A 22,578-nucleotide genomic window follows, 5' to 3' on the forward strand; every position below is an offset into this window, starting at 1 on the left:
TTATTAAACATTCCGTTCTACCACATGAAAGAATTTTTCCAACTGATGCGGCGGTTTGTATCGCCTTATAAAAAATATCTGGGCTGGTCTATCCTGCTGAACATTTTGTCGGCGGTATTCAACATCTTCTCGTTTTCGCTGCTGATTCCAATACTGAACATCCTTTTCAAGACCGGAGAAAACGACAAAGTATACCGTTTCATGGAATGGGGAAGCGCAAGCGCGAAGGACGTGGTCATGAACAACTTCTATTACTACACCACCCAACTGATTGAAAATTTCGGACCGGCAACTACACTGCTCTTCCTCGGCCTTTTCCTCGGCTTCATGACCATGCTGAAAACAGCCTGCTACTTCGGCTCGTCAGCCATCATGATTCCGCTGCGTACAGGAGTAGTAAGGGATATCCGCCTGCTCGTCTACAGAAAAGTGGTGGAACTGCCCTTGGGATTTTTCTCCGAAGAACGGAAAGGGGACATTATCGCACGTATGAGCGGGGACGTCAATGAGGTAGAAACTTCCGTTACCAGTTCGCTGGACATGCTGCTCAAGAATCCGATTCTGATTCTTTCTTATTTTGCCACACTGGTTATAACCAGTTGGCAACTGACCCTGTTCACGATTCTGGTATTGCCTTCCATGGGCTGGCTGATGGGCAAAGTGGGCCGTGCGCTGAAACGTCAGTCGCTCGACGCGCAAAACCGCTGGAGCGACACCATGTCGCAACTGGAAGAAACCCTAGGAGGATTGCGCATCATCAAGGCATTCATCGCTGAAAAGAAGATGACCAGCCGTTTCGAGAAATGCTGCAACGACTACCGTGACGCGGTCAACAAGGTGGCTATCCGCCAGTCATCAGCCCATCCGATGAGTGAATTCCTCGGGACACTGCTCATCGTAGCCGTTTTGTGGTTCGGAGGTTCGCTGATCCTTTCAAACAACGCTCCGATTGACGCTTCTACCTTTATTTTCTACATGGTCATTCTCTACAGCATTATCAACCCGCTGAAAGAGTTCTCAAAGGCAAGCTACAATATTCCGCGAGGACTGGCTTCCATGGAACGCATCGACAAGATCCTGAAAGCAGAAAATCCGATAAAGGAAGCGGAGCATCCGAAAACGCTGAGCGACCTGAATGAAAAAATAGAATTCAAGGACATATCTTTCAGCTACGACGGGAAAAATGAGGTGCTGAAACATATCAACATAGTAATACCGAAAGGCAAGACCATCGCACTGGTAGGACAGTCCGGGTCAGGAAAATCCACCCTTGTGGATCTTCTTCCCCGTTATCACGACGTGCAAGAAGGCGAAATAACCATCGACGGGACAAACATCAAAGACCTTCGCATCCACGACTTGCGGAGTCTGATCGGCAATGTAAACCAAGAGGCGATCCTCTTCAACGATACATTCTTCAACAACATTGCCTTCGGTGTAGAGAATGCAACCATGGAACAAGTGATAGCAGCAGCAAAAATAGCCAATGCACACGACTTTATCATGGAAAAGCCCGAAGGATACAACACGAACATCGGCGACCGTGGAAGCAAGCTCTCGGGAGGCCAGCGCCAACGCATCAGCATCGCACGCGCCATTCTCAAGAATCCTCCGATACTCATTCTGGATGAAGCTACCTCCGCACTCGACACGGAATCGGAAAGACTGGTGCAGGAGGCGCTTGAACGGTTGATGAAGACGCGCACAACCATAGCCATCGCACACCGGCTGTCAACAATCAAAAATGCGGACGAGATCTATGTTTTGTACAACGGTCAGATTGTTGAGCGAGGCACACACGACGAACTGATCAAGAAACAAGGATACTACAAGCGACTGCACGACATGCAGTCACTCGGTTAACTTCCTTATCCGCTCAACGATCTTTTCGGGAGAGATGCCGTTCAAGCAGCGGTAATCTCCCCAACGACAGGGTCTGTTGCCATATACCGAACACGGACGGCAAGGCAAGTCAAGCTGAATGATATTCTCCGGCTGCTGGTTCCAGCCCATAAAGCCGGCATAAGGATGTGTGGCTCCCCATACAGAAACGACAGGTGTGCCCACAAGCGAAGCCAAATGCATGTTGCCCGAATCCATGGTAAACATTGCGTCCAGCTTGCTCATCAAGGCAAGCTCTTCGTCCATCTTCAAGCATCCGACAACAGAGGTTACACAAGGAAATTCCTTTTCCCAGGCAGATAAAATCTCTTTTTCCCGATTTCCTCCGCCAAACAAAAAGATACGTACCCCGGACACAGACGATAAAAGACGGACAACTTTATGCTGAAACAGCAAAGGATAGATTTTTCCTTTATGTGCAGCAAAAGGAGCGATGCCAATCCATTTACATCCTTCCTCCTTTTCACCGAAACCCTCCGGCAAAGAAGGAAATGACTTTCCTGATTCAAAAACAGATTTGAAATTGAACGGAAATGAATAGCCCAAACACCGGAAAACATCCCTGTAGCGGGAAAAAGATGATTCCAAAGGCGACTTGACCTTATTTCTTGCAGACACCAGCCGGTGCTTTTCTCTCCGTCCCTTGTCAACATGAGCAACACGCACCCCATCCATAAGGAAAAACAAGCGCAGCACCTTGGTACGAAGCACATCATGCAGGTCTACGACGGCATCAAACTTCTCCCCCCTCAATTCTGAATAAAGGCGCAAGAGCCCTCCAAAGCCTTTGTAGCCGTTCTTCAGGTCTACGCCCTTAAAGGTAACGTTAGACGGCGCATAAGCAAAAAGCGGAGCCAAAGCAGAACGGCTCAGCATCACCAGCTGATGTTGGGGATAGGCCTTGGCAAATGAATAAAGCACTGGGACAGTCATTGCAACGTCACCCAGTGCCGAAAAACGAATCGCCAATATTTTTGCCATCAAACTTATTTTTTGCCGTATAAAACGGGATTCAACGACGGATCATTATACATTTTCATCTGCTTGTAGACTTTCATATATTTGCGTCCTGCCTCTATATCCGCAAGCAACTGATCAATAGCCGCTGACAAGTCCGTCTGCTGTTCCAGCAAGACATTGAGCTTTGATTCACACTGCAGCTTATGCGCTTCATCCGTATCGGTACGTTCAACCTCCTTGCGCATGTGATAAATCTTCAAAGCCAGGATCGACAGGCGGTCCACCGCCCATGCAGGACTTTCCGTATTGATCGTCGCATCAGGAAGAACACTCACCCCTTTATACCTGTCGAGGAAATAACTGTCTATCAGTTCAACCAGATCCGTACGGTCCTGATTGGACTTGTCAATGCGCCTCTTCAAAGCAAGAGCCTCAACCGGATCAATCTCCGGATTGCGGATCAGATCTTCCAAATGCCATTGAACCGTATCAATCCAACATTTCAAGTACAAATAATACTCAATGCTTTTCAATGGATAAGGATTGACGATCGGAGCGTCTACACAGTCGTATTTATGATAATCATCAATAACTTGCACAAAAATCGGGTTGCTCAGTTCTGTAAAAGTCATATTGCTTTTATTTAAAGGTTTGTAATAAGGGCAAATGTAAAGAAAGTTTTCAGAATTCACAACTAACCGTGTGGAAAATGACAATTCGGCCTCATCATCCCCTCCCGAAGGAGGGGAATATCAATTTTCTTTCACAAACGCTGGTTCTTATAATTCTTAACCGACTTGTCCTTAACCGTTTCAAGAACGAAGCGGACAGCCGCCCCTCCCGAAGCCCTCAGATGAAAATCGAGAACACTTTTGCTGTTGACACGGTACTTGAGAACCCTGACCTTGGTACGCGTAGGAACAGACTTGTCGCCGTCAACATAGATTTCAGCGATATAGTTCCGGTCGTCAGACAAAAAGCTCAGCTCCACAGGCAGATGCCGAGAATCGTTGTTAGTAAGCGAACCGACAAACCATTCATCCCCCTTCCGGCGGGCAACGGTTACAAATTGTCCCACCTCGCCTTGGAGCACCTTCGTATCATCCCATGCCGTATAGACATCATCGAAGAACTTAAGTTCCGGTTCGTCACGCGAGTCGGAAGGCTTGTCGTACCAGTACAGCAACTGCAACGGGCTGTAATAAACGGCCGCCAATGCCAACTGGTGTGCCGGTGTAGTCTGAATGGATTTCGACCTGGGCACTCCATACGCATCGCCCTCCTTGTTGAGACGTCCGAAATCCTGACGGTAATAACAAATGGTATAGTCTCCGGCACCCGCCACAAAACGGGTGAAAGGAAGAGTCGCGTTATGCGTCGCGTCCGGGAACTCCTCGTTCCCCCGAATGCCTTCCTGCGTCAGCAGATTGGGATAAGTACGGCTGAACCCGGTAGGGCGGTACTCGTCATGAATGTCTACCATCAGGTTATATTCCGCACACTTCCTGACGGCCTCGTGCATCCATCTCGTCCAGACCTGCGAGCCGACCTGCACGAAGCCGAACTTGATTCCGGCCACACCCCACGACTTGTAGAGAGGAAGAATCTCGTCCAACTGCTGTTGGAGCGCACGCTGATTGACATAAAGGAATACTCCCACTCCGCGTTCCTTACCGTAAGCGATGACCTCCTTCAGATTCAAGGCATCGGGATTCGGATTCCTGCGGGGGTCGATGTGCACCCTCGTGGCATCAGAAGCCTTGTCGTTCTCAAATCCGTACCAGCCCGAATCAAACAAGATGTATTGGATATTGTGCTTCACGGCAAAGTCGATTGTGGACTTGGCTCCCTCCGTGCTCAATGTCACCTCGCGCATCGCCTTTCCCGGCTTTATCCACGAAGTGTCCTTTATCCGGCAAGGAGGATTCAAATTCAGCAGTATATCGTTATGTTCCAGTATTTCTCCAGGCTTTCCGGCACACATAATCACCCTCCACGGAGTGGAATAAGGAGCAATGTCCTCCACCGGACCGTACATCGCCGAAGCGATGGTGTTCTTTTCAGACAGCCTGAACTTGGTCCGCACATAATCGACAACTCCGGCCTCGGCCAGACACACGTACAGCCCGCCGGGAACGGTAAGCAACAGAGGACGGTCCGACTCGCCAGGCCAGTTCTCCAGCGGCAAATACTGATAAGGTGTCTGCGCTCTTGCCGTGAAGTAAGCCCTGGTTCCTTCCGGCATGGAGTACTCCGTATATTCGTCCGTAATCTTCAGATACTGGCCTCCCGGGAAGCGGTAACGGAACGCTATGCCCTCGTCGTAGGCCCTGACGTCAAGAACAAGCTTTCCCCGGCTCCCGGCACGGGTCAGTGTCACAGACCACATTCTGTACTTGTCCTTAACCGTGCTCCGTTCTCCGTAGACGGGATGCCACACCGTATCCCTCTCCGAAGACGACACTTCTTCAATCGACAAGCCCTCATGCCAATCCTCATTGGCACGGATTCCCAACAGAGACGGGTTCACAACCTTCTGTCCGTTCCAGTTCAAGGAATAGCTCAACCTTCCTCCGTCATCATTCAAGGAGAACAGGTATTTTCCGTCGGGCGACTCCATCTTCAGTTCCTTGGCCTGCACGGACAGACACAAGGTGCTCAAAAGCACATAAAGCAATTGTTTCTTCATAATCGAATGTTGTTATCAGATAAATACTATGCCGGTTCCGCAACTGTGGGGAAACGCATTCATTCGAGCTTCCCCGTACCCCAACGTCTGTTGGGAGCAGAACCTAATTCCAAGACCAGTTCGCCTCCCTGCGCGAAGGTCTCGTGATAGAACTGAAAGCAGTTCCAGGGTTTCCCGTTCAGGAAAGCCTTCTGTATGTACATGTTTTCAGCCGAATTGTTCCGGGTCAGAATCCGGAATGTCTTTCCTTTATAATAACGGTCGTCAAGATGGATAACCACCTCATCGAAGAGAGGGGAGGTAATGTCATAAGTGGGACGCACCGCACATCCTCCGTCCACCTCAAACAGGCCCATGGCCATAAGCACACCCAATGCCCCCATCTGCCCCTGGTCCTCGTCGTCGCGATAACCACCGTAAGGAGACACGTCGCTGTAGGCCGCCTTCACCTTGCGCACCCACTTCTGGGTGAGCCACGGTGCGCCTGCATAGCTGAAGAGATGGGCCATGCCCGTCCCCGGCTGGTTCCCGTAATCAGTCCAGTTGCCCTGCCTGGTTTCCGGAGAACGGAAGAAGCCATAAGGTTCGCTCTTCTCGAAACTGGAATTGAGCCTTTCCGTATATTTCCGGCACCCGCCGTAAAGTTCTATCAGCCCCTTCATGTCGTGGGGAACATAATGCGAATAGATGGCCGAATTGCTTTCGCAGAAACCGCCCTTCTCGGTCAGCTCCAGCGGGTCGAAACCGGGCAGCCAATTACCGTCCACACCGCGAGGCTGCATATAGCCCGTCTCCGGATTCCACAAATTCCGATAGTTGCGGGAACGCTTCATAAACAGGCCGTAATCGCCTTCATGCCCTAAGGCCTTGGCCATCTGCGCCAGACACCAGTCTTGATAAGCGTATTCCAGCGTCATGGAAGCACCTGTCGTGTGCATGCCTTCCACATCCGGCCTCCCGTCGGGCACGTATCCGCGTTCTTCGTAATACTTCATTCCGCCAGAATGCGCGCCGGGATTATGTTCATATCCCGCATGGTCGCGGATGCCCCCTTGAAAGGCATTCTTGCGAAGCCCCTCGTAGGCGGCCTTTACGTCATAGTCGCGGATGCCCTTGTTATAGGCAGCCGCAAAGAAAGAAACGGCAGGGTCTCCAATCATCACATAGGTGTAGTTGCCTCCCGAAGGCCCGCGCGGAATCAGTCCCCCGTTGCGGTACATGTCGACCATCGTGTTGCAGAATCCGCTCATCACCTGCGGATAGGCCATCGACCAAAGGATGTTCAGCGACCAATGGCTTCCCCACCAGGCATCGAAGTTGTAATGATTGTACAGCGGCCTCCCTTCCGCATCCAGAGGAATCTGTCTGATGCGGGGAAAGTCGCCGGTCATGTCCAGATACTTCCCGTCCGCATCGCTGAGGATGTGCCGTCCGAGCAGGGCATGCCACAGGTCCGTATAGAACCTAACCCGCTGTTCGTGCGTCCCTCCCTTCACTTCTATCCGCGAGAGCCAGCGGTTCCATTCGTCGAAAGACTCCGTTCTGACCCGGTCGAAATCCCAGTGAACCAGTTCGGCCTGCATGTTGCGCTTCGCCTGTTCTACGCTTACATAGGAGATGGCCACCTTCAGCAGCACCACCTCGTTGTCCGAAGTGTCGAAACGCAGGGCGGCACCGGCATCCTTACCCGACACACGCTCCAGACGGCCACGGTTCGATATGACCTTGCCTTCACTCCAGGGCACAAACTCCTTCATCGGCTTGCTTACGCAAGCATAGAAGTACACCGGACAGTTCTTCGGCCTCCTGCCGGTGCGTTCCATTATTTCCCAGCCGGCAATCTCCGTGTCGCTTATCTTCCACACCTCGGAATAAGCCGTCGGTCCGTGGGCAAGAAAAGCCCCCGTGTCGAAGAGCAGATAGCTGCAATCACTCTCCGGATAAGTGTAGCGGTGGAAGCCCACGCGGGTTGTCGACGTCAGTTCCGCAACCACGTCATAGTCCGTCAGATAAACTTTGTGGTAGCCGGGCTTCACGATTTCCCCGTCGTGCGTATAAGCCGAACGGTAGGCATCCATCCCCCTATTGCCTTTGAACTCACCGACCGTAGGCATCACGGCGACACCGGACATCTGCCAGTTGTGTATGTGACTGAAGCAGCGGATGTATCTCGAACCATACAGATAGCCCGACCCCCAGGAATGCTCCGTATCAGTATCCGGGCTCAGACTGACCATCCCGAAAGGACGGCATGCTGAAGCAAAGTAGAACCAGCGGGAGCGGTGCGTATCCATCTGCGGACTGACCAGTCCGACGTAATCCTTCCCCGCATCCCCTTCTGCCCCCGCGACCGAAGGAAGAAGCGCGAAAAAGAACAGGCATATTCCAATCAAGCGTTTCATACAGACTTTCTTTATATTATAATTCCACCGTTCCGGCAGAGCAAAAACGGAGCCGTCCCGGAACATTCTCTGTTTCCAGCCTAAAGATACATATTTTCAGGTTAGAGATACATATCTTCAAGCTGGAGATTTGTATCTCTAAGCTGGAGACAGAGATTTTGTGCTTGCGGAGTGAAGCTTGAAACAAGCATCATTCACTTTCTCCGACAAACGAAACATTCCGTACAACACCATCCGTATGTACATACGGGCTTACGGCCGTTATCCGGCACCCGTAATAATTCACATTGTCAAATGTTATCCCTGCCACATCGTGCCTATCCGCAAGTCCGCGCAACACAACTTTCCCCCTTTCTTTACCCAAGCAACCAGAATCGCCGTAAGTTGTAATGTTACGGAACGTGATATTATGTATGTAAGGGCCATGGGAAGGAACCACAACAAATTCACCGTAACCGCAACTCCCCGTCCCCCTTCTTCCAGGCCCTTCCTTTATGTCATTAGGTGAAGGTTTCTCTATCGGACGCGTTCCGACCAGTTGGTAAGACGGAGTCAATTTAATCAAATTATAAGGGTGTTCTCCATGAACCCTCACGTTCTCGAAGCAAAGATTCTCCATCGTCATCTCCCCGGTCGGGTGCAGCCAGAATATCTGCACCTGATCACGGTCGGGAAAATGAATCACATCAATGTTCCGTGCAGTAAAGTTACGGAATGCAGGGCAGCTGCTTTCCGTTGCCATACGGAAAACATTCGCAAAATCCACCCAAAACACGCAGTTCTCCACCAGAATGTTTTCCACTGCTCTGGAATTCTTTTCACCTCCTGCACGGGTCGTCCCCTTGGGCGAAACCGAATCGTCATCTGTCCGGAAAAAGCAGTTCCTTATTGTCACATTGCTTGAGTTGCAGGGGTCTACCCCATCATCATTGCCTACACGCGAACCGGCAAGACGGACACGATCAATCAGTACCCGATCACAACTCTGCGGAACAATCGTCCAATAATAAGATCCTCTTATAATTATATCTCTAATCACCAGATTACTACATCCCTTTGCATTGACCATGAAATCCGTCGGACCGGCATTATGCTCCCAGTCCGACCCGTCCAATATTCCTCTTCCACAAATCGTTATATTGTCACCGGCAGCTTCAATCCCTGCATTTACAACCGCTCCTCCTGCAATATAAAGCGTCTGATTACTTTTCAATCTTATCAGACCATCCTCCGGATTGTGCTCTCCCGGACCAAAATAAATGACATTGGAATCATTCCTGCATGGCCGTTCCGTTTCAATCCCGTTACTGAACAATATCAGCGGGCTGTTACATCCGTCAGGTTCAAAAGAGATATCCCGTGGCCTGTCCAGCATGAATACAGCATTGTTCCCTTCAACGACAGGATTAATACCGTATCCATCGGGCAGTACCTTTAAACTGTCCAACCGATACTTGCTCCTCACTTTAACCGTTACGTCTCCGGAGAAATCGAAATAACAGACCGAATACTTCTTGTCATGATGCTGGGTAGCAACATGATAAACAGGAACATTCCTCCCGTTCACCTCCACAATATAGTCATCCGACAACCTTTCACTTTGAGGCGAAGGGTATATGACCAACTCCGCATTGACCGACAAAACCAACATCCAAGCGGTCAAACTTACTAATACACGCTTCATTGTTATCATCTTTATATGAAATAATGTGCTGAAAGCATGAACCAGACAGATATGCCTTCAGCACATATATTTATTTCAAATCCCTATTGAAAATCACCATCCCGGATTATTACTCAGCTCCTGCCCGTTGGACAATGTGTTCAACCAGTCAACGGGAATCGGACGAAGGCTGTATTTCGCATTCGTGCTCTCACTCAATTGCGTCTGAATAAGTCCGCCGGTAATATGAGTCACGTCCCAGTTATATTTCAGAACCCTTTCAGCCAACTTCCCTGTACGGGTCAGATCGTTCCAGCGCGGGGACTCACCGAACAGTTCCAAGGCTCTTTCATCCAACACATCGTCTACGGTCACCGTTCCCGAGTAGTCCGGCAAACCGGCTTCCGGCGCATTCGCTCTCGCACGTTTACGAATTTCGTTCAGATAATGCAATGCCTCTCCGTTTTCGCCGAGATTCACGGCGGCCTCAGCGGCTATCAGATAAGTTTCCGCCAGACGGAACAGATAAATGTCACGCGTTCCGTTCTCAACCGTTCCCGAACTGTTGTAACGCGTATTGGCATCCTTGAATTTCCACACGGGGAGCCACGCACGGCTCTTGCCGTTCAGGCTCTGATACCCTGTCCGATAATAATCATCATTCTCCGCATCACCATAAGAGCCTTCCGCAATGGAGCCTTGCGGATAATTATACAGGTATTGTCCGTTGGCGGATGCCGCCGCCTTCTCGTCATCGGAATAAACCCTGTAAGTTTCGTATGCATCATACCCTGCCGGATAAACGTCCTCGGTTCCATCCTGACCCGGAACCGGGAAAACAAGTACAGGCTCACCCACAGGCACCTTTCCACCCACCGTACTTTCAAACCAAGGCTTTCCTCTATCAGTTCCGTCGGTCGAGGTTGCCGGGTCCGCATTCAGAGGACTCATAAAGGTTGTCTCGGTCCGCCTGTCTTTCTTCCAGTCAAACAACAGGTACGCATACTTGGTCGGCATAACCGTAGCATAATCGTTGCCGTAGATTGTGGAGAAACTTATGTCGGACCATCCTTCACGATAAACGAACAGGTAGAACTCCGACTGGATACAAGTATTCCATCCCGTCCCGGACGAGAAGCTGACAGGAAATATGATTTCATCGTTCGCTTCATTTGCTTGCCGATGAACCTCCGCATAATCATTCCACAACAACTGGTGCCCGGAATTGTTTATCACATCCACCGCATCGTTGAAAGCGTTCCTGAAATCATTCTGGTCCGCATAACTCTGATAACCCCGGGTCAGATAAACCAACGAACGCAAGTGCTTGGCCGCCGCTTTTGACGCACGTCCATATTCAGAGGCAGGTTGTTTCTCCGGCAATGACGAGTCCAGCACATCTTTAAGATCGGCTAAAATCTGTGTATAGAACTCCTCTCCCGTATTCAATTGAGAAGTGGTAGAAGGTGAGGTCGGCTCTTCCAGAACCAACGGTCCCTGTCCCCAGTTCTTCACGATTTCGAACAGATACAACGCACGAAGGAACTTGGCCTCAGCCACTCTTTGGGCAAGTACATCCGGGTCTATGCCTTCAAATATATCCTGATCCTTCGTCTTTACCGAACCAGCCCGGTTTATGGCCGCATTCACGTTCTTCAATGCCTCGTAAAGTGCCTTCCACTGATTGTAGACAGCATCGTTGTCCGTTGCATAGTCCACCGTATATTGGTTCAACACATTGGTGGCCGTACCGTCATTCTGTGTTCCGAGGTCAGTTCCCAACTGGGTCAACTGGAAATAGTTCGTCGTGTTATACACAGACTTCAAGGTCGAATAGGCACCGGTTATCAGTGTTTCGTAACCGTCTGCCGTGGCATAATATTGTTCGGCAGACTGACTTGCCAGATTCTCTTCGTCCAAGAAAGAAGAGCATCCCGCAACGGCCAAAAGAGAGACCGCCAAATAAGCTTTCGTAAATATAGTTTCTGTTTTCATAATTCACTGGTCTGATTTAGAATGAAAGATTAAGGCCGAAAATCACATTGCGCGTAATCACATCGGACGTATTGATGCTGGTAGAAAGCTGTTCCGGGTCAACCACATCGTCTGCGCACCACAAGAACGGATTCTGCACCGTACAATACACGCGGAGTTTGCTCAGATTAATTTTCCTGAGCAGTTCCAGCTTGAACGTATATCCTAAGGAGATATAAGACATCTTCAGGAAATTGCTTGAGAACATCGTATGGGACATTGCCGACTTCGTATTTCCCCACGAGCCGGCATAGTCGCGATAAGTACCCATGTTGCTCGGTTGAGCGGATGAATTCGTCGGATTCTCAGGTGTCCAGTAATCCTTTCTCAGATTATTGAAGTTCTGATTATTATTCTCCAAGGCATAAGACACGTAGAACTGGTTCCTCATCTTGGCTCCGGTCTGGAATGACAATTGGAACGAGAGGTCAAATTCCTTATAGGTAAAGATATTTGTCATACCCCCTGTCCAATCAGGAGTACGTTTGCCATCAATCACCCGGTCCTTATCGTCAATGACACCATCCTTGTTCAAGTCCAAAGGCTTGTATTGTCCGGGACGGCAACCGTACTTGGCTGCTTCTTCCGCTTCATCAAGCTGCCATACGCCTGCCGTCATTATGTTGTAGTTCATATCAACAGGCTGGCCTATAATCCAAAGATTGCTGAAGTCACCTTCCATCCCCGCAAGCGACTGGCCACGGGATGTGAGGTCTTCTTTATACTGCAAGTCTACAATCTTGTTCTTGTTATAGGCAAAGTTCAAGCTGGTAGTCCAGGAGAAATCGGATGTCCTGATATTCTCAGAATTGATAATCGCCTCGAAACCGGTATTGCGTACCGAACCTACATTTGCCTTAACGGAAGAATATCCTGTCGTAACCGGCACGGTCTTGTTCATAATCAAATCATCCGTCAAGCGGTTATAGTATTCGATGCTACCGGATATGCGGTTATTGAGAAAGCCGAAATCCAAACCGATGTTCCATTCAGTGGTACGTTCCCATCCCAAATCCAAGTTACGCAAGTTGTTGGGAACATACCCAATCAGGTCGCTTGTGCCGAAAGTATAATACTTTGCCCCACTGATAGAGCCTTGGGTCTGGTACGCACTCACATTGTCATTACCGGTCTGTCCGAAGCTCACCCTCAGTTTCAGGTTACTCAACCACTTCACGTCCTTCAGGAAGTCTTCACCCGAGATTCTCCAGGCCAAGGCGGCAGAAGAGAAAGCTCCCCACTTGTTACCGTCGGCCAACTTGGACGAACCATCGAAACGAATACTTGCCGTTACGAAGTAGCGGTCTTTCCACACATAATTTGCACGTGCCAGGTAAGAAATCAAGTTCGTTTTCGTGAAGCCGGAAGTTGAAGAGTTACTGTTGGCACCTCCGGCAAGATTATACCACAAGGAATTATAGGAAAGACCGTTTCCTATACCTCTTAACAATTCGTCCTGTGTCTGTTGCATGGAGAATACTCCCGTCACATCCAGACGGTGGTCATTCTTCTGGAAGTTATAAGTTATCTGATTATCCCACACCCAATCCACATAACTGTTCTTGGCATAGTTACTGGTGGCATCATTCGTTCCTTTGTTCGCCTTGGTGTATCGTCCACGATACTGACCTATCTCTTCAATATTGATGTTCGGAGAGAAAGTCGTTTTCAGCGTCAGTCCCTTAACCGGCATGATGGCCAGATAAATATTGCCAAGCATGTTGTACTTCTTGGTTTTATTCAACTCGTTCTTTTGGGCGGTCAGTGCATTGAACTGCCCGTTGGAATACGACCACATCTCTTCACCCGTTATCAAATCGGTCGGATGATAAGTGGGACGCAGGCGGAACGCATCCTGAAGCAAATCCGAGTTACCGGTGTCACGCACGGAATGGGTTCCATACATGTTGATTCCAAAATTGAAATACTTGTTCGGCTTGACATCTATCACCGCCCTCAGGTTATAACGCTGGTACTCCTGCGGGTTCAGCATACCGTCTTCATAGTAGTACCCGGCAGACAAGGCATAGGTTGCCGTCTCGCTACCGCCCGTTGCGGAAATCGTATGGTTTGTCATGAAAGCCGGGGACGAGACGGCATCCACCCAATCGTAGTAGTTTCCGTCCTCAATTGCCCTCAGCTCGGATTCTGTGAATATTTCGCTATCATCCTTGTACGCATTGTTGTTCTGCGCCCGTGCGGCTTCACGTGCCAACTGAACGTATTCATCACCCGACATCATGTCCGGCATGTGAGTGTATTTACGGAAACCGGCATAACCGCTATAGTCTATCTGCACCTTTCCGGCCTTCCCCCGTTTGGTCGTGACCATGATTACACCGTTCGTGGCACGCGAACCATAGATTGCGGTAGAAGACGCATCCTTCAGAATGTCGATTTTCTCGATGTCATCCGGATTCAGGTTCGAGAGAGAAGCACCTATCACCCCGTCCACAACAACCAGCGGAGCCGTGCTGCCACTGATGGTATTCAAACCACGAATCAGGATATTGTACTCTCCACCGGGCTTGTTGTTGGCACGCTGAATCTGAACTCCCGGCAAAACACCCTGCATGGCACCGACCGCATCAGTCCTTCCGCCACGTATCAAGTCGTCCGTATCGACCGAAGAAACGGCTCCGGTCAAATCCGATTTACGGACCGAACCATAACCCACGACCACCACTTCGTCCAGAATCTCCGTGTCTTCCTGCAAAGTGATATTAAATGTACGTTTGGAACCAACGGCAAATTCCTGACTCTCATACCCCACATACGAAACCGAGATCCGGCTTCCCAGCGCGACATTCAGGATGAAGTTACCGTCGACATCCGTGATTACACCGTTGGTTGTTCCCGTTTCCGCTACGGAGGCGCCGATTACAGGCTCTCCCTGCGCATCCACTACCTTTCCGGAAATTCTGACCGAACTTTGCCGGATTTCCTGTTGAACCGGAACAGGAACCGTGCTTCCCGATTCTTCCGCAGCCGTCTTGCCTATCGGCAGGCCGGCCAATGCTAACAGCAATAAGAATTTGTCTTTCTGTCTCATAGCAGACTTTTTAAGTTTAACATAACGATTACTCCATGAAGAGTGTCCTCCGATAGAGGAACTTTATCAGATAAACGAAACAAACGACGGGTTCACTCAAAAAAACATAAAAATATTTCTTTCCTGACAAGCCGGGCGTCCGGGTAACACAAAGAAAGAGAAAAGCCGCGAACCGCTTGCCGGAACAACGGAAATCACCGTTTTCCGTGACAGAGGAGGAAAACTTTTCTCGCATTCCGGAAGGGAAAACCCGACAGAGGCAAAGGGCGAACCCGCTCAGAAAGCGTACAGAAGGGGTGAAATGCCAAGACATTTGCGCAAAAACGTCCCGACATTTACCGAGAAACCACCCGTCATTCCATGGAAAAGGCCGGGACGTTTTCCTATCTTCTGCCGTAACGGCAGGAAAAGGGTGAGAAAAGGGCTTGCCGGCGGCGAGAAAAGACCGAAATTTCCACAGATTCGTCTTTCCAGAGGACCGGACTGGAGTGACAAAAGAACAGCGTGCTCCGCATTATCCGGACAAACCGACGGAACAAGCGGCACCTCACCGAAGCAGAAGAAAGCAGAATCACCGGAACGGAAGCAAAGGGATTTCAGCCGGACGCGTCTCCTTGCGTTTTTCCGCATCCCACTTTCCCGAGAACACGGAATACCGCATTCCCGGCAGACCGGAATAACATTTTGTCAGGATGTCACTCCGGTCCGCCGAAGGCTCTGCCGTGCAGACGTTCACTCCCCGAGGGATTCCATGGAACGTATCCACTCGATACCGACCCCCTCACCGCAGGTTTCCCCGAAGTCAAGATAAAGGGTCAGGCTGACGGGGCGCGCGGAGAACTCCGTCCCGTTGCCGGAACGCGAGCCGGGAACCGTAAACACGTAAACGTTCCCGTCCACAACCCGCGCGTCCGACTCATCGAACGTCCAGAACTCGGGTGCGCTCATCACACTGTAGCTCAGGCGAAGCCACGACTTGTTGCGCACGGACGGCATACGGTTTATCTTCACCGCCAGATAAGGAAACCGGCCCGCATCGTAGACGATTCCCCTCTTGCTGCACGACGTTCCGGACGATTTCATTGCCATCTCCCCGTTTTCCGCACGCATCCCGGCCGAACCGAACTTCCATCCGTAAAGGCTCCTGCCCAGGTCTTCGCTAATCCGTCCCTTTTCGGGTAGCGGTTCGCCCTTGCCCAAATAGAAAAGAAGCGAACCGAAGCCGGGATTGTCGCAAGTGAACCCCGCCCCTTCGGGACGGATGTGCCCCAGCACCGTGCGGGTATAAGGCATGGAGAGCTTCCTGCGCTCCACATAATGATTGTAAGGAAGCTCGAACACGGCTCTGAACTCCCCCATGCCGGCCCGTCCCAGCACCTGCCAGTTCGAATATTTCCCGGTCTTGTCCTTCCACGTGAAAAACGGCACCTCATAGCCCAGATTGGATTTCGCCAGGTATTCGCATCCGGCCATTATCCGGTTGTCAAGCGCGGCATAAAGGTCGTCGCCCTGATTCCATGCCACCTCGGCAATCTCGGCCAGACACCCCACCCCAAGCATGCAATGAGCCTGGTCGCGTCCGCTTTCCTGAATCTGCCCAGAGGGAGCGATGTAGTTCGGCAACGAAGCGTTGTCATCCCCGTGGTGGAAGAAACCGACCGCTTCCTCATACAGGGCCTCGTCATCAAGGAAAACGGCCATCCCTATCAGGGCCTTCGTGACGGCTATGCCCCAGTTCCCGTTGCTGTAAGGAGGGGTTGCATAAAACTCCTTCAGAACAGGAAGGAATGCGGTGCGGAACATCCGCCCGGTCTGCCGTGTATCTTCGTCCGACCATCCGCCGGAGAACTCCTTCGCCGTGTACGTGTAGCGCATGATTTCCGCCGCATTCACCAGAATGAAGCCCTGAAGTCCGGCACACAGAGGAGCGTCGCCGGGACACACCTGCTCAAGCGTTCCGGCATAGGCACGGATAATCTCCATCGCCTTGTCCGCATGTTTCCGGTCGCCCGTCACCGCCCACAGCAGGGCGTTATAGTACGCCGCATTAAAATCGTCCTCGCAAGGGGCCTTGGTGTACCCGTATTTCCCCGCACGGCTGATATACCGGAAAGGCCCTTTCACCGCATAGGCCGGAGACGCTTCCGGCTCGCTCCTCAGCAGACGGTAAGACCCGACGGCAGGCCATACTTCATTCTTCACCAGTCCGGCCATACGCTCCAGAGCTTCCTGCGAGTGGAGGATGCCGGGATGACTGAACGAGCGTGCCGAAAGTCCGAGCGACACGCACAATCCTATCAAAAAACACACCATCGTTTTCATATACCTTAGTTTTAATGATTGCTGAAATTCCTACTGGCCGATGCACCTGCGCAGAATGTTTCTGGCGATGTACACCTGGTTCTCAACCGTCCGGATGGAAAGCCCGAGCAGTTTCCCGATTTCCGGGTTCGAGCGGTTCTTCTTGTACTTCAGGATGAATATCTTCCGGCACTGAGGCGGCATGGAGGCAATCTGCCTTTCCACGGTCAGATACAGCTCCTCGTAGGCGAGCCTGTCCTCGATGTCCGGATGCGAACATCCCGACCTCATGTCCTGCCCGATTTCTTCCGTTATCTGACAACTCCGCAACCAGTCGATCGAACGATTGTTCACCGCCTTGTAGATGAACCCGAGCGCGGCCAGTTCCGACACGAAACAATAATTGCAGAACAGGAGCTTGGCAAACACATCCTGCACCACATCTTCCGCATAAAGGCGGTTTGACATGACCCAGCCCGCATAACGGACAAAACAAGGCCGGTACTTCCTGTAAATCCGCTCCAGACTGACGGACTGGCTTGCGGCATTATTTCCAAATCTTTTCTGTATTTCCATGGCAAAAAGTTTCAGGTTCTACAAATTGGCCAGCACCGAACGGCCGGACTCCAGACGCTTCAGCCGGACAAGGGCTTCCAAGTAATAATAGTCGGCATAGCTGATGGACGCATCCACTTCCCAGTTCCTGTTCATGTGTCCCACGCTGTGCAGAAGAAAAGCGCTGTTCGCCGTTCCGGCATGATAAGCGGGCGAAGACAGGGTTTCCAGCATCGCCACCGCCTTGCTGCGGTAGAACGCGGACGAATCGGTGTCGGCAACGTAAGTGGACAGTTCCAGCAAGGCCGAGGCGGTGATTGATGCGGCGGAAGCATCCCTCGGCTCGGCAGAAGAAATCTCCCTGGCCGAGAAGTCCCAGTAAGGAATCATGTCATCGGGCAGACGCTCAAGATACACGTCGCTCACCTTCCTGGCGAAATCGAGGAAACGGGGATCTCCGGTTTCCCTGTATGCCAGCGTATAGCCGTAGATGGCCCATGCCTGTCCGCGCGCCCACATGGAATCGTCGGTCAGCCCCTGATGGGTGACACCTTTGATGAAGTGGCCGTCAACCGTATCATACACCGCCACGTGATAGCACGTGTGATCTTTCCGGAACTGGTTGCGCATGGTCGTTTCGGCATGACGGACGGCGATGTCATAAAGCCTCCGGTCTCCTCCGTTGCGTGCCGCCCAGAAGAGCAGCTCCAGATTCATCATGTTGTCGATGATAGTGTTATGCGGCCATCCTTCCTTCTCCACCATGTTCGGCCAGGAAAGCAGCGTTCCCACCTTGGGATTGTAGAGTCTGGCAAGGGAGTCCGCCGCACTGAGAAGCCCGTCCCGGTACGACCGATCGCCCGTAAGCCGGTAAGCGTTTCCGAGACTGGTCATCATGATGAATCCGGAATCATGGCTCCGGGCCTTCCTGTACGCGAAAGGCAGGATAAGGTCCGTCACCTTCCTTGCAGATTCCTCCCAGAGGGTGTCGCGTGTGTCTTCATACAGATACCATAATATGCCCGGCCAGAACCCGCAGGTCCATGAACCCAACGAAGCGTAATTCCACTCCGTGCTTCCGTTGTCGATAGAATTGGGAATCTTGTCGACCGAAGGCAGGGCGGAAAGAGTCAGCTCCGCCTGCGAACGGCAGTAATCCAATTCGTTGTCGACCGAGAAGCCCTCCATATTCTTCTGGGAGGAGCGGCAGGAAACGATTCCGGCAACAAAGAACATGCAGCCGACAAATAAAGCAGATGTCTTCATACGTCTCATAAGTTTTTAAGATTACAAATCGGTTCTCCAATGTAAAATTAAGAAACGGAAACCAATCCGACGAAGATGAGAACGGCAAATGAAGTCCAGCCTATTGGAAGAAACAAGAAACGGGCAATGTCCTACATGCCAACGGATTACGATGAAAGAGAACGAAGTACCATATTTTTTTGGCATCCCGACAGGTAGTCTGCAAGCTACTCAGCGGACTTCCCGCCACGGGTTTTCATGTATTCGGAAGGGGACATCCCCTTCAGCTTGCGGAACGAACGGAAGAAGGATGTGCGCGAACTGAAACCGCATTCCTCCGACAACGAGACGAGGGTATATTTCGAAGCGTCCCTCTCCTGCATCCGACGGATGAACAGTTCGACCCGATACCGGTTCACGAAGTCCGTGAAGTTGGTATTCATAAAGACATTCAAGGTTTGAGAAACCTCCACGACGCTATATCCGACGGCAGAGGCGACATCCTGTAACTTCAGGTCCGGGTTCAGATAAAGCTTTTCCTGCGCCATGCAGTCGTGCAGCTTCTTTTCTATGTCGGCGGCGGTCTCCGCGTCCATCTTCGATTTCTGGTACTTCTCCTTATGCGCGTCAGGCTGCTTGTCGCCGAGCGTCACGTCACCGTCCGTCCGCTTCGAAGGAAGCAGCCGCCTGAAGACACCGGTGTAGACCATCAGAAACACCAGCACACAAACCAAAAGTACCACCGCAATCCCCATGACAAGCAGATAGTCGGGCCGGACGTTCACTTTCAGTGTGCGCACGGCATCCGGCCACGAAGAAGCACGCACCTTAAACAAATAGCTCCCCGCCGGAAGGTCTGTGTACGACACCTGGTTTCCTTTGGAAAACGTCTTCCATTTCCCGTCATAGCCTTCCAAGCAGCACTCATAAAGCATCGTGTTCTTTTCCGCATAATTCAATGACGAGAAATCCAAAGCGATGTTGTTTTCGGAACCCGACAAGGTGATTTCTTCCGTGAAGGGAGCCGAACAGGGCATCAGCGACGAGCCGGCCTGCTGCAACTTCCCGGCCACAGAGATGGAAGTAATTACCGGCGGACAGGCATTGCCGCAATGTCCGCCCTCTTTCCCGTCCGGCTTGCGGTAGGAAACAAGCCCCCGCTCGTTCCCCCACCAGACGGTTCCGTCGGATGTAACCTGGACCGCGTAATTGAACACGTACCCCGGCAACCCGTCGTAAACGGAGAAGATTCTCCGGGCACCCGTCTCCTTGTCCAGATAAAGCAGTCCGTCCTGCGTGGCAAACCACAGGCCTTTTCCGTCGGGACTTTCGGCGACACTCATCACCGAATTATTGGGCAGGAAGTCATCAACGGTGTAATGTTCAAACCGGGTGAAACCGGCATCCGCCTTCACAATCCCCTCCTTATCGTCACAGAACCACAGGTTATGCTCTCTGTCCTCATAGATGTAGCGGACACTCTTCGTGTAAGGAAGAATCTTTTCCGGAAACAGGTCCGTTTCAAACACTCCGATCTGCCTGTTGTACATGAACAGGGCACCGCCGGCACCCACCCATATCCGCCCGCGGCTATCGGCTGAAACGGAATAGACCGACCCGCGGGTCAAGGAAGAATTTCTGTTGTTATACAATTTATATTGCCGGGTCTGCGGGTCATATTCGTACAGCCCCGACGAGCTTCCAATCCACACTTTCCCCTCCCTGTCGTATGCCGCACCGCCGAATGTCTCTGTCCGGAAGCAATCCTCCTCTCCGAAAAAAGACAGGTTCCCCGAACCGGAGGACAACACGTACAATCCTCCCCGATAGGCTCCCACGAGGTAATCCTCTCCAAAAGGCGCGACGAACAGGATGATGTCGGAACGCAGCACGGAGTTCTTCTGCGTGTATCTCAGCACACGACCGCTTTTTCCGGACAGGAAGTACAGTCCGTCGCGGGTGCCTATCACCTTGTTCCCCTTTTCCTCATCTATATAAAAGGTACGCAGGTTCAGGCCGTGCGTATCAAACGAGCCCTTCCACGAATAGACGGAAAACAGGCTTCCGCGAACGGGGACATAGCAGAAGCCTCCCATATAGGTGCCTACAAAAAACAGGTCCTTCTCTTTAAATAATGTATATACCGCATTTGAGCAGATGCTCTTCCCGCCCTGGGAATGAAGCAACGAGGCCACCCTCTCACCGGAAGAAAGATTGAACACCTGTATGCCTCCGCCATTGCAGCCGACATACAGCATATCGCTTTCATCTATCACAATCTGTTTGACATCCCCGCCCGTCATCCCTGGAAAACCTGAAAATGTCTTTGTCTTCAAGTCAAAACAGAGCATTCCCGCATTCCGGGTTCCCAGATAAATCCTGTCGCCCGACGGGGCAAGGCATGAAAACAACCTGCTTCCGCCCATCTGTCTCTCCGCATCCGCATGATAGACTTCCGACTTTCCGGATGCCGCATCGTACATAATCAGCCCTCCTTGTGAGGTAAGCCAATAGACATCGTCCTCTTTTCCCTTGGCTATCCCCGAAAGCTGATTCTCTGACGAGAACGCATTGTCTCCGAAAAGAACCCTTTTCATCTCTCCCTTATGGAAAACGAAAAGACCGTGGTCGGTCACAACCAGCAACCTGTCCGCCTGCGTATCGGAAAACAATGCGTTAACCCGCACCACTTGTCCGCTCAACTGAACCGACTTGACCGCCTCGCTCCTTCTGTCCAGGCGGAAAAGTCCTTTGTCCGTTCCTATCATCAGATTGATGGAATCGGTTTCGGCCAAAGACAATATGGTCTGTCCCGCAAACTGGGGGAAGCTTGTCACGTGAACCCCGTCAAACCGGTCGAGTCCGGTCTGGGTTCCCAGCCAGACAAAACCTCTTTCATCCTTATAGATTGCGTTGATGATATTGCTCGAAAGACCGTCGGAAACGGTCACGGTGCGGAACGAAAATTCTGAAACGGCAACGGCCGGGAGTGGCAACGACAAAACCATCACCCCGAGTACGATAAGATACCCGAACAAACGTTTTATCGCCAGAAGATTCCGCATAAGGTCAGTCTGTTTTCGAATCACGAACAAAAGTAAAACAAATATCCGACTATTCCAAATCGGGAAGATTACTCTCATGCACCGTTCATCGTCATTCCTTTACAAGGCGTTCAATCACCTCCGGATAGTACCGGTATTCCAGTTCATGCACCCGGGCAGCCAGCGACTCAGGAGTGTCTTCCGGAAGCACAGGACATGCTGCCTGAAACACATAGTCGCCTTCATCATACTTCTCATTGATATACTGAATCGTAATGCCGCTCTCCTTCTCTCCGGCCGCAAGCACCGCCTCATGCACGTGCATGCCGTACATTCCATTCCCTCCGAACTTCGGCAGAAGAGAAGGATGGATGTTTACCATATGCCCCTCATACGCATGAACCATCTCATCGGGAATGCGCGAAAGGAAGCCGGCCAGCACAACAAAGTCAATCTCTGCCTCCTGCAACAGCCGGAGCGCTTCACCCGAACGGAACTCCGAAGGGACAACTGTCTTACATACAACACCTAAGCGACGGGCACGTTCTATAACTCCTGCTGATGGCCGGGAAGAAATTACCAATGCCACTTCTGCCGTACGCTTCTCTTTGAAGTATCTGATAATCCGCTCGGCGTTTGTTCCTTCGCCTGATGCCAAAACCGCTATTTTTTTCATAACAACCTCCTATTTTATGCACAACGTATATAAAATTGTGCAAAGAAACAACATT

The 22,578-nt window shown here is 51.2% G+C and carries 13 protein-coding genes; 1 reads left to right on the forward strand and 12 read right to left on the reverse strand.

Annotated elements, in window-relative coordinates:
- The first annotated feature begins 24 nt into the window (after positions 1-24).
- On the forward strand, positions 25-1,863 hold the full coding sequence (locus QUW60_RS11310; RefSeq protein WP_289560578.1) for an ABC transporter ATP-binding protein: 1,839 nt from the start codon (positions 25-27) through the stop codon (positions 1,861-1,863).
- Here the strand turns inward: QUW60_RS11310 and QUW60_RS11315 are convergent.
- The 12 genes from QUW60_RS11315 to purN form a co-directional block, all read right to left on the reverse strand.
- Positions 1,852-2,883: a glycosyltransferase family 9 protein gene (locus QUW60_RS11315; RefSeq protein ID WP_289560580.1), complete on the reverse strand. Its 1,032-nt coding sequence runs from the start codon at positions 2,881-2,883 to the stop codon at positions 1,852-1,854. The genes QUW60_RS11310 and QUW60_RS11315 overlap by 12 nt on opposite strands.
- A 5-nt stretch (positions 2,884-2,888) precedes the next feature.
- The gene (locus QUW60_RS11320) at positions 2,889-3,494 is read right to left on the reverse strand and encodes a DUF4254 domain-containing protein (RefSeq protein ID WP_258338584.1); all 606 of its coding nucleotides are present in this window, start codon (positions 3,492-3,494) and stop codon (positions 2,889-2,891) included.
- 131 nt (positions 3,495-3,625) lie between these two features.
- Complete coding sequence (locus tag QUW60_RS11325) at positions 3,626-5,551, reverse strand: glycoside hydrolase family 97 protein (protein WP_289560583.1); 1,926 nt, start codon at positions 5,549-5,551, stop codon at positions 3,626-3,628.
- Between the two features lie 59 nt (positions 5,552-5,610).
- Positions 5,611-7,953 carry a GH92 family glycosyl hydrolase gene (locus QUW60_RS11330; RefSeq protein ID WP_289560585.1) on the reverse strand — a complete coding sequence of 781 codons (2,343 nt, stop codon included), beginning with the start codon at positions 7,951-7,953 and terminating at the stop codon, positions 5,611-5,613.
- 190 nt (positions 7,954-8,143) lie between these two features.
- The gene (locus QUW60_RS11335) at positions 8,144-9,637 is read right to left on the reverse strand and encodes a glycosyl hydrolase family 28 protein (RefSeq protein WP_289560587.1); all 1,494 of its coding nucleotides are present in this window, start codon (positions 9,635-9,637) and stop codon (positions 8,144-8,146) included.
- A 93-nt stretch (positions 9,638-9,730) separates the two neighbouring features.
- The gene (locus QUW60_RS11340; RefSeq protein ID WP_289560589.1) at positions 9,731-11,611 is read right to left on the reverse strand and encodes a RagB/SusD family nutrient uptake outer membrane protein; all 1,881 of its coding nucleotides are present in this window, start codon (positions 11,609-11,611) and stop codon (positions 9,731-9,733) included.
- A 16-nt stretch (positions 11,612-11,627) separates the two neighbouring features.
- Complete coding sequence (locus tag QUW60_RS11345) at positions 11,628-14,702, reverse strand: SusC/RagA family TonB-linked outer membrane protein (RefSeq protein WP_289560591.1); 3,075 nt, start codon at positions 14,700-14,702, stop codon at positions 11,628-11,630.
- Between the two features lie 732 nt (positions 14,703-15,434).
- The gene (locus tag QUW60_RS11350) at positions 15,435-17,024 is read right to left on the reverse strand and encodes an alginate lyase family protein (protein ID WP_289560593.1); all 1,590 of its coding nucleotides are present in this window, start codon (positions 17,022-17,024) and stop codon (positions 15,435-15,437) included.
- Positions 17,025-17,054: 30 nt separating this feature from the next.
- Entirely contained in the window at positions 17,055-17,579 is a 525-nt protein-coding gene (locus QUW60_RS11355; protein WP_289560595.1) for a sigma-70 family RNA polymerase sigma factor, read from the reverse strand.
- Positions 17,580-17,597: 18 nt separating this feature from the next.
- Entirely contained in the window at positions 17,598-18,794 is a 1,197-nt protein-coding gene (locus QUW60_RS11360) for a glycoside hydrolase family 88 protein (RefSeq protein ID WP_353479597.1), read from the reverse strand.
- A 236-nt stretch (positions 18,795-19,030) separates the two neighbouring features.
- Complete coding sequence (locus QUW60_RS11365; RefSeq protein ID WP_289560599.1) at positions 19,031-21,868, reverse strand: two-component regulator propeller domain-containing protein; 2,838 nt, start codon at positions 21,866-21,868, stop codon at positions 19,031-19,033.
- A gap of 91 nt (positions 21,869-21,959) precedes the next feature.
- Positions 21,960-22,523, reverse strand: coding sequence for a phosphoribosylglycinamide formyltransferase (gene purN, locus QUW60_RS11370; protein ID WP_289560601.1), 564 nt, complete (start codon positions 22,521-22,523; stop codon positions 21,960-21,962).
- Between the last annotated feature and the right edge of the window lie 55 nt (positions 22,524-22,578).

Source organism: Bacteroides gallinaceum (assembly GCF_030373775.1).
Taxonomy (GTDB): domain Bacteria; phylum Bacteroidota; class Bacteroidia; order Bacteroidales; family Bacteroidaceae; genus Phocaeicola; species Phocaeicola excrementipullorum.

Excerpts from the sequence above, each read along its gene's own strand:
- QUW60_RS11310 (WP_289560578.1), top strand. The coding sequence starts at position 25 with ATGAAAGAATTTTTCCAACTGATGCGGCGGTTTGTATCGCCTTATAAA.
- QUW60_RS11315 (WP_289560580.1), bottom strand. The coding sequence starts at position 2,883 with ATGGCAAAAATATTGGCGATTCGTTTTTCGGCACTGGGTGACGTTGCA.
- QUW60_RS11320 (WP_258338584.1), bottom strand. The coding sequence starts at position 3,494 with ATGACTTTTACAGAACTGAGCAACCCGATTTTTGTGCAAGTTATTGAT.
- QUW60_RS11325 (WP_289560583.1), bottom strand. The coding sequence starts at position 5,551 with ATGAAGAAACAATTGCTTTATGTGCTTTTGAGCACCTTGTGTCTGTCC.
- QUW60_RS11330 (WP_289560585.1), bottom strand. The coding sequence starts at position 7,953 with ATGAAACGCTTGATTGGAATATGCCTGTTCTTTTTCGCGCTTCTTCCT.
- QUW60_RS11335 (WP_289560587.1), bottom strand. The coding sequence starts at position 9,637 with ATGAAGCGTGTATTAGTAAGTTTGACCGCTTGGATGTTGGTTTTGTCG.
- QUW60_RS11340 (WP_289560589.1), bottom strand. The coding sequence starts at position 11,611 with ATGAAAACAGAAACTATATTTACGAAAGCTTATTTGGCGGTCTCTCTT.
- QUW60_RS11345 (WP_289560591.1), bottom strand. The coding sequence starts at position 14,702 with ATGAGACAGAAAGACAAATTCTTATTGCTGTTAGCATTGGCCGGCCTG.
- QUW60_RS11350 (WP_289560593.1), bottom strand. The coding sequence starts at position 17,024 with ATGAAAACGATGGTGTGTTTTTTGATAGGATTGTGCGTGTCGCTCGGA.
- QUW60_RS11355 (WP_289560595.1), bottom strand. The coding sequence starts at position 17,579 with ATGGAAATACAGAAAAGATTTGGAAATAATGCCGCAAGCCAGTCCGTC.
- QUW60_RS11360 (WP_353479597.1), bottom strand. The coding sequence starts at position 18,794 with ATGTTCTTTGTTGCCGGAATCGTTTCCTGCCGCTCCTCCCAGAAGAAT.
- QUW60_RS11365 (WP_289560599.1), bottom strand. The coding sequence starts at position 21,868 with ATGCGGAATCTTCTGGCGATAAAACGTTTGTTCGGGTATCTTATCGTA.
- purN (WP_289560601.1), bottom strand. The coding sequence starts at position 22,523 with ATGAAAAAAATAGCGGTTTTGGCATCAGGCGAAGGAACAAACGCCGAG.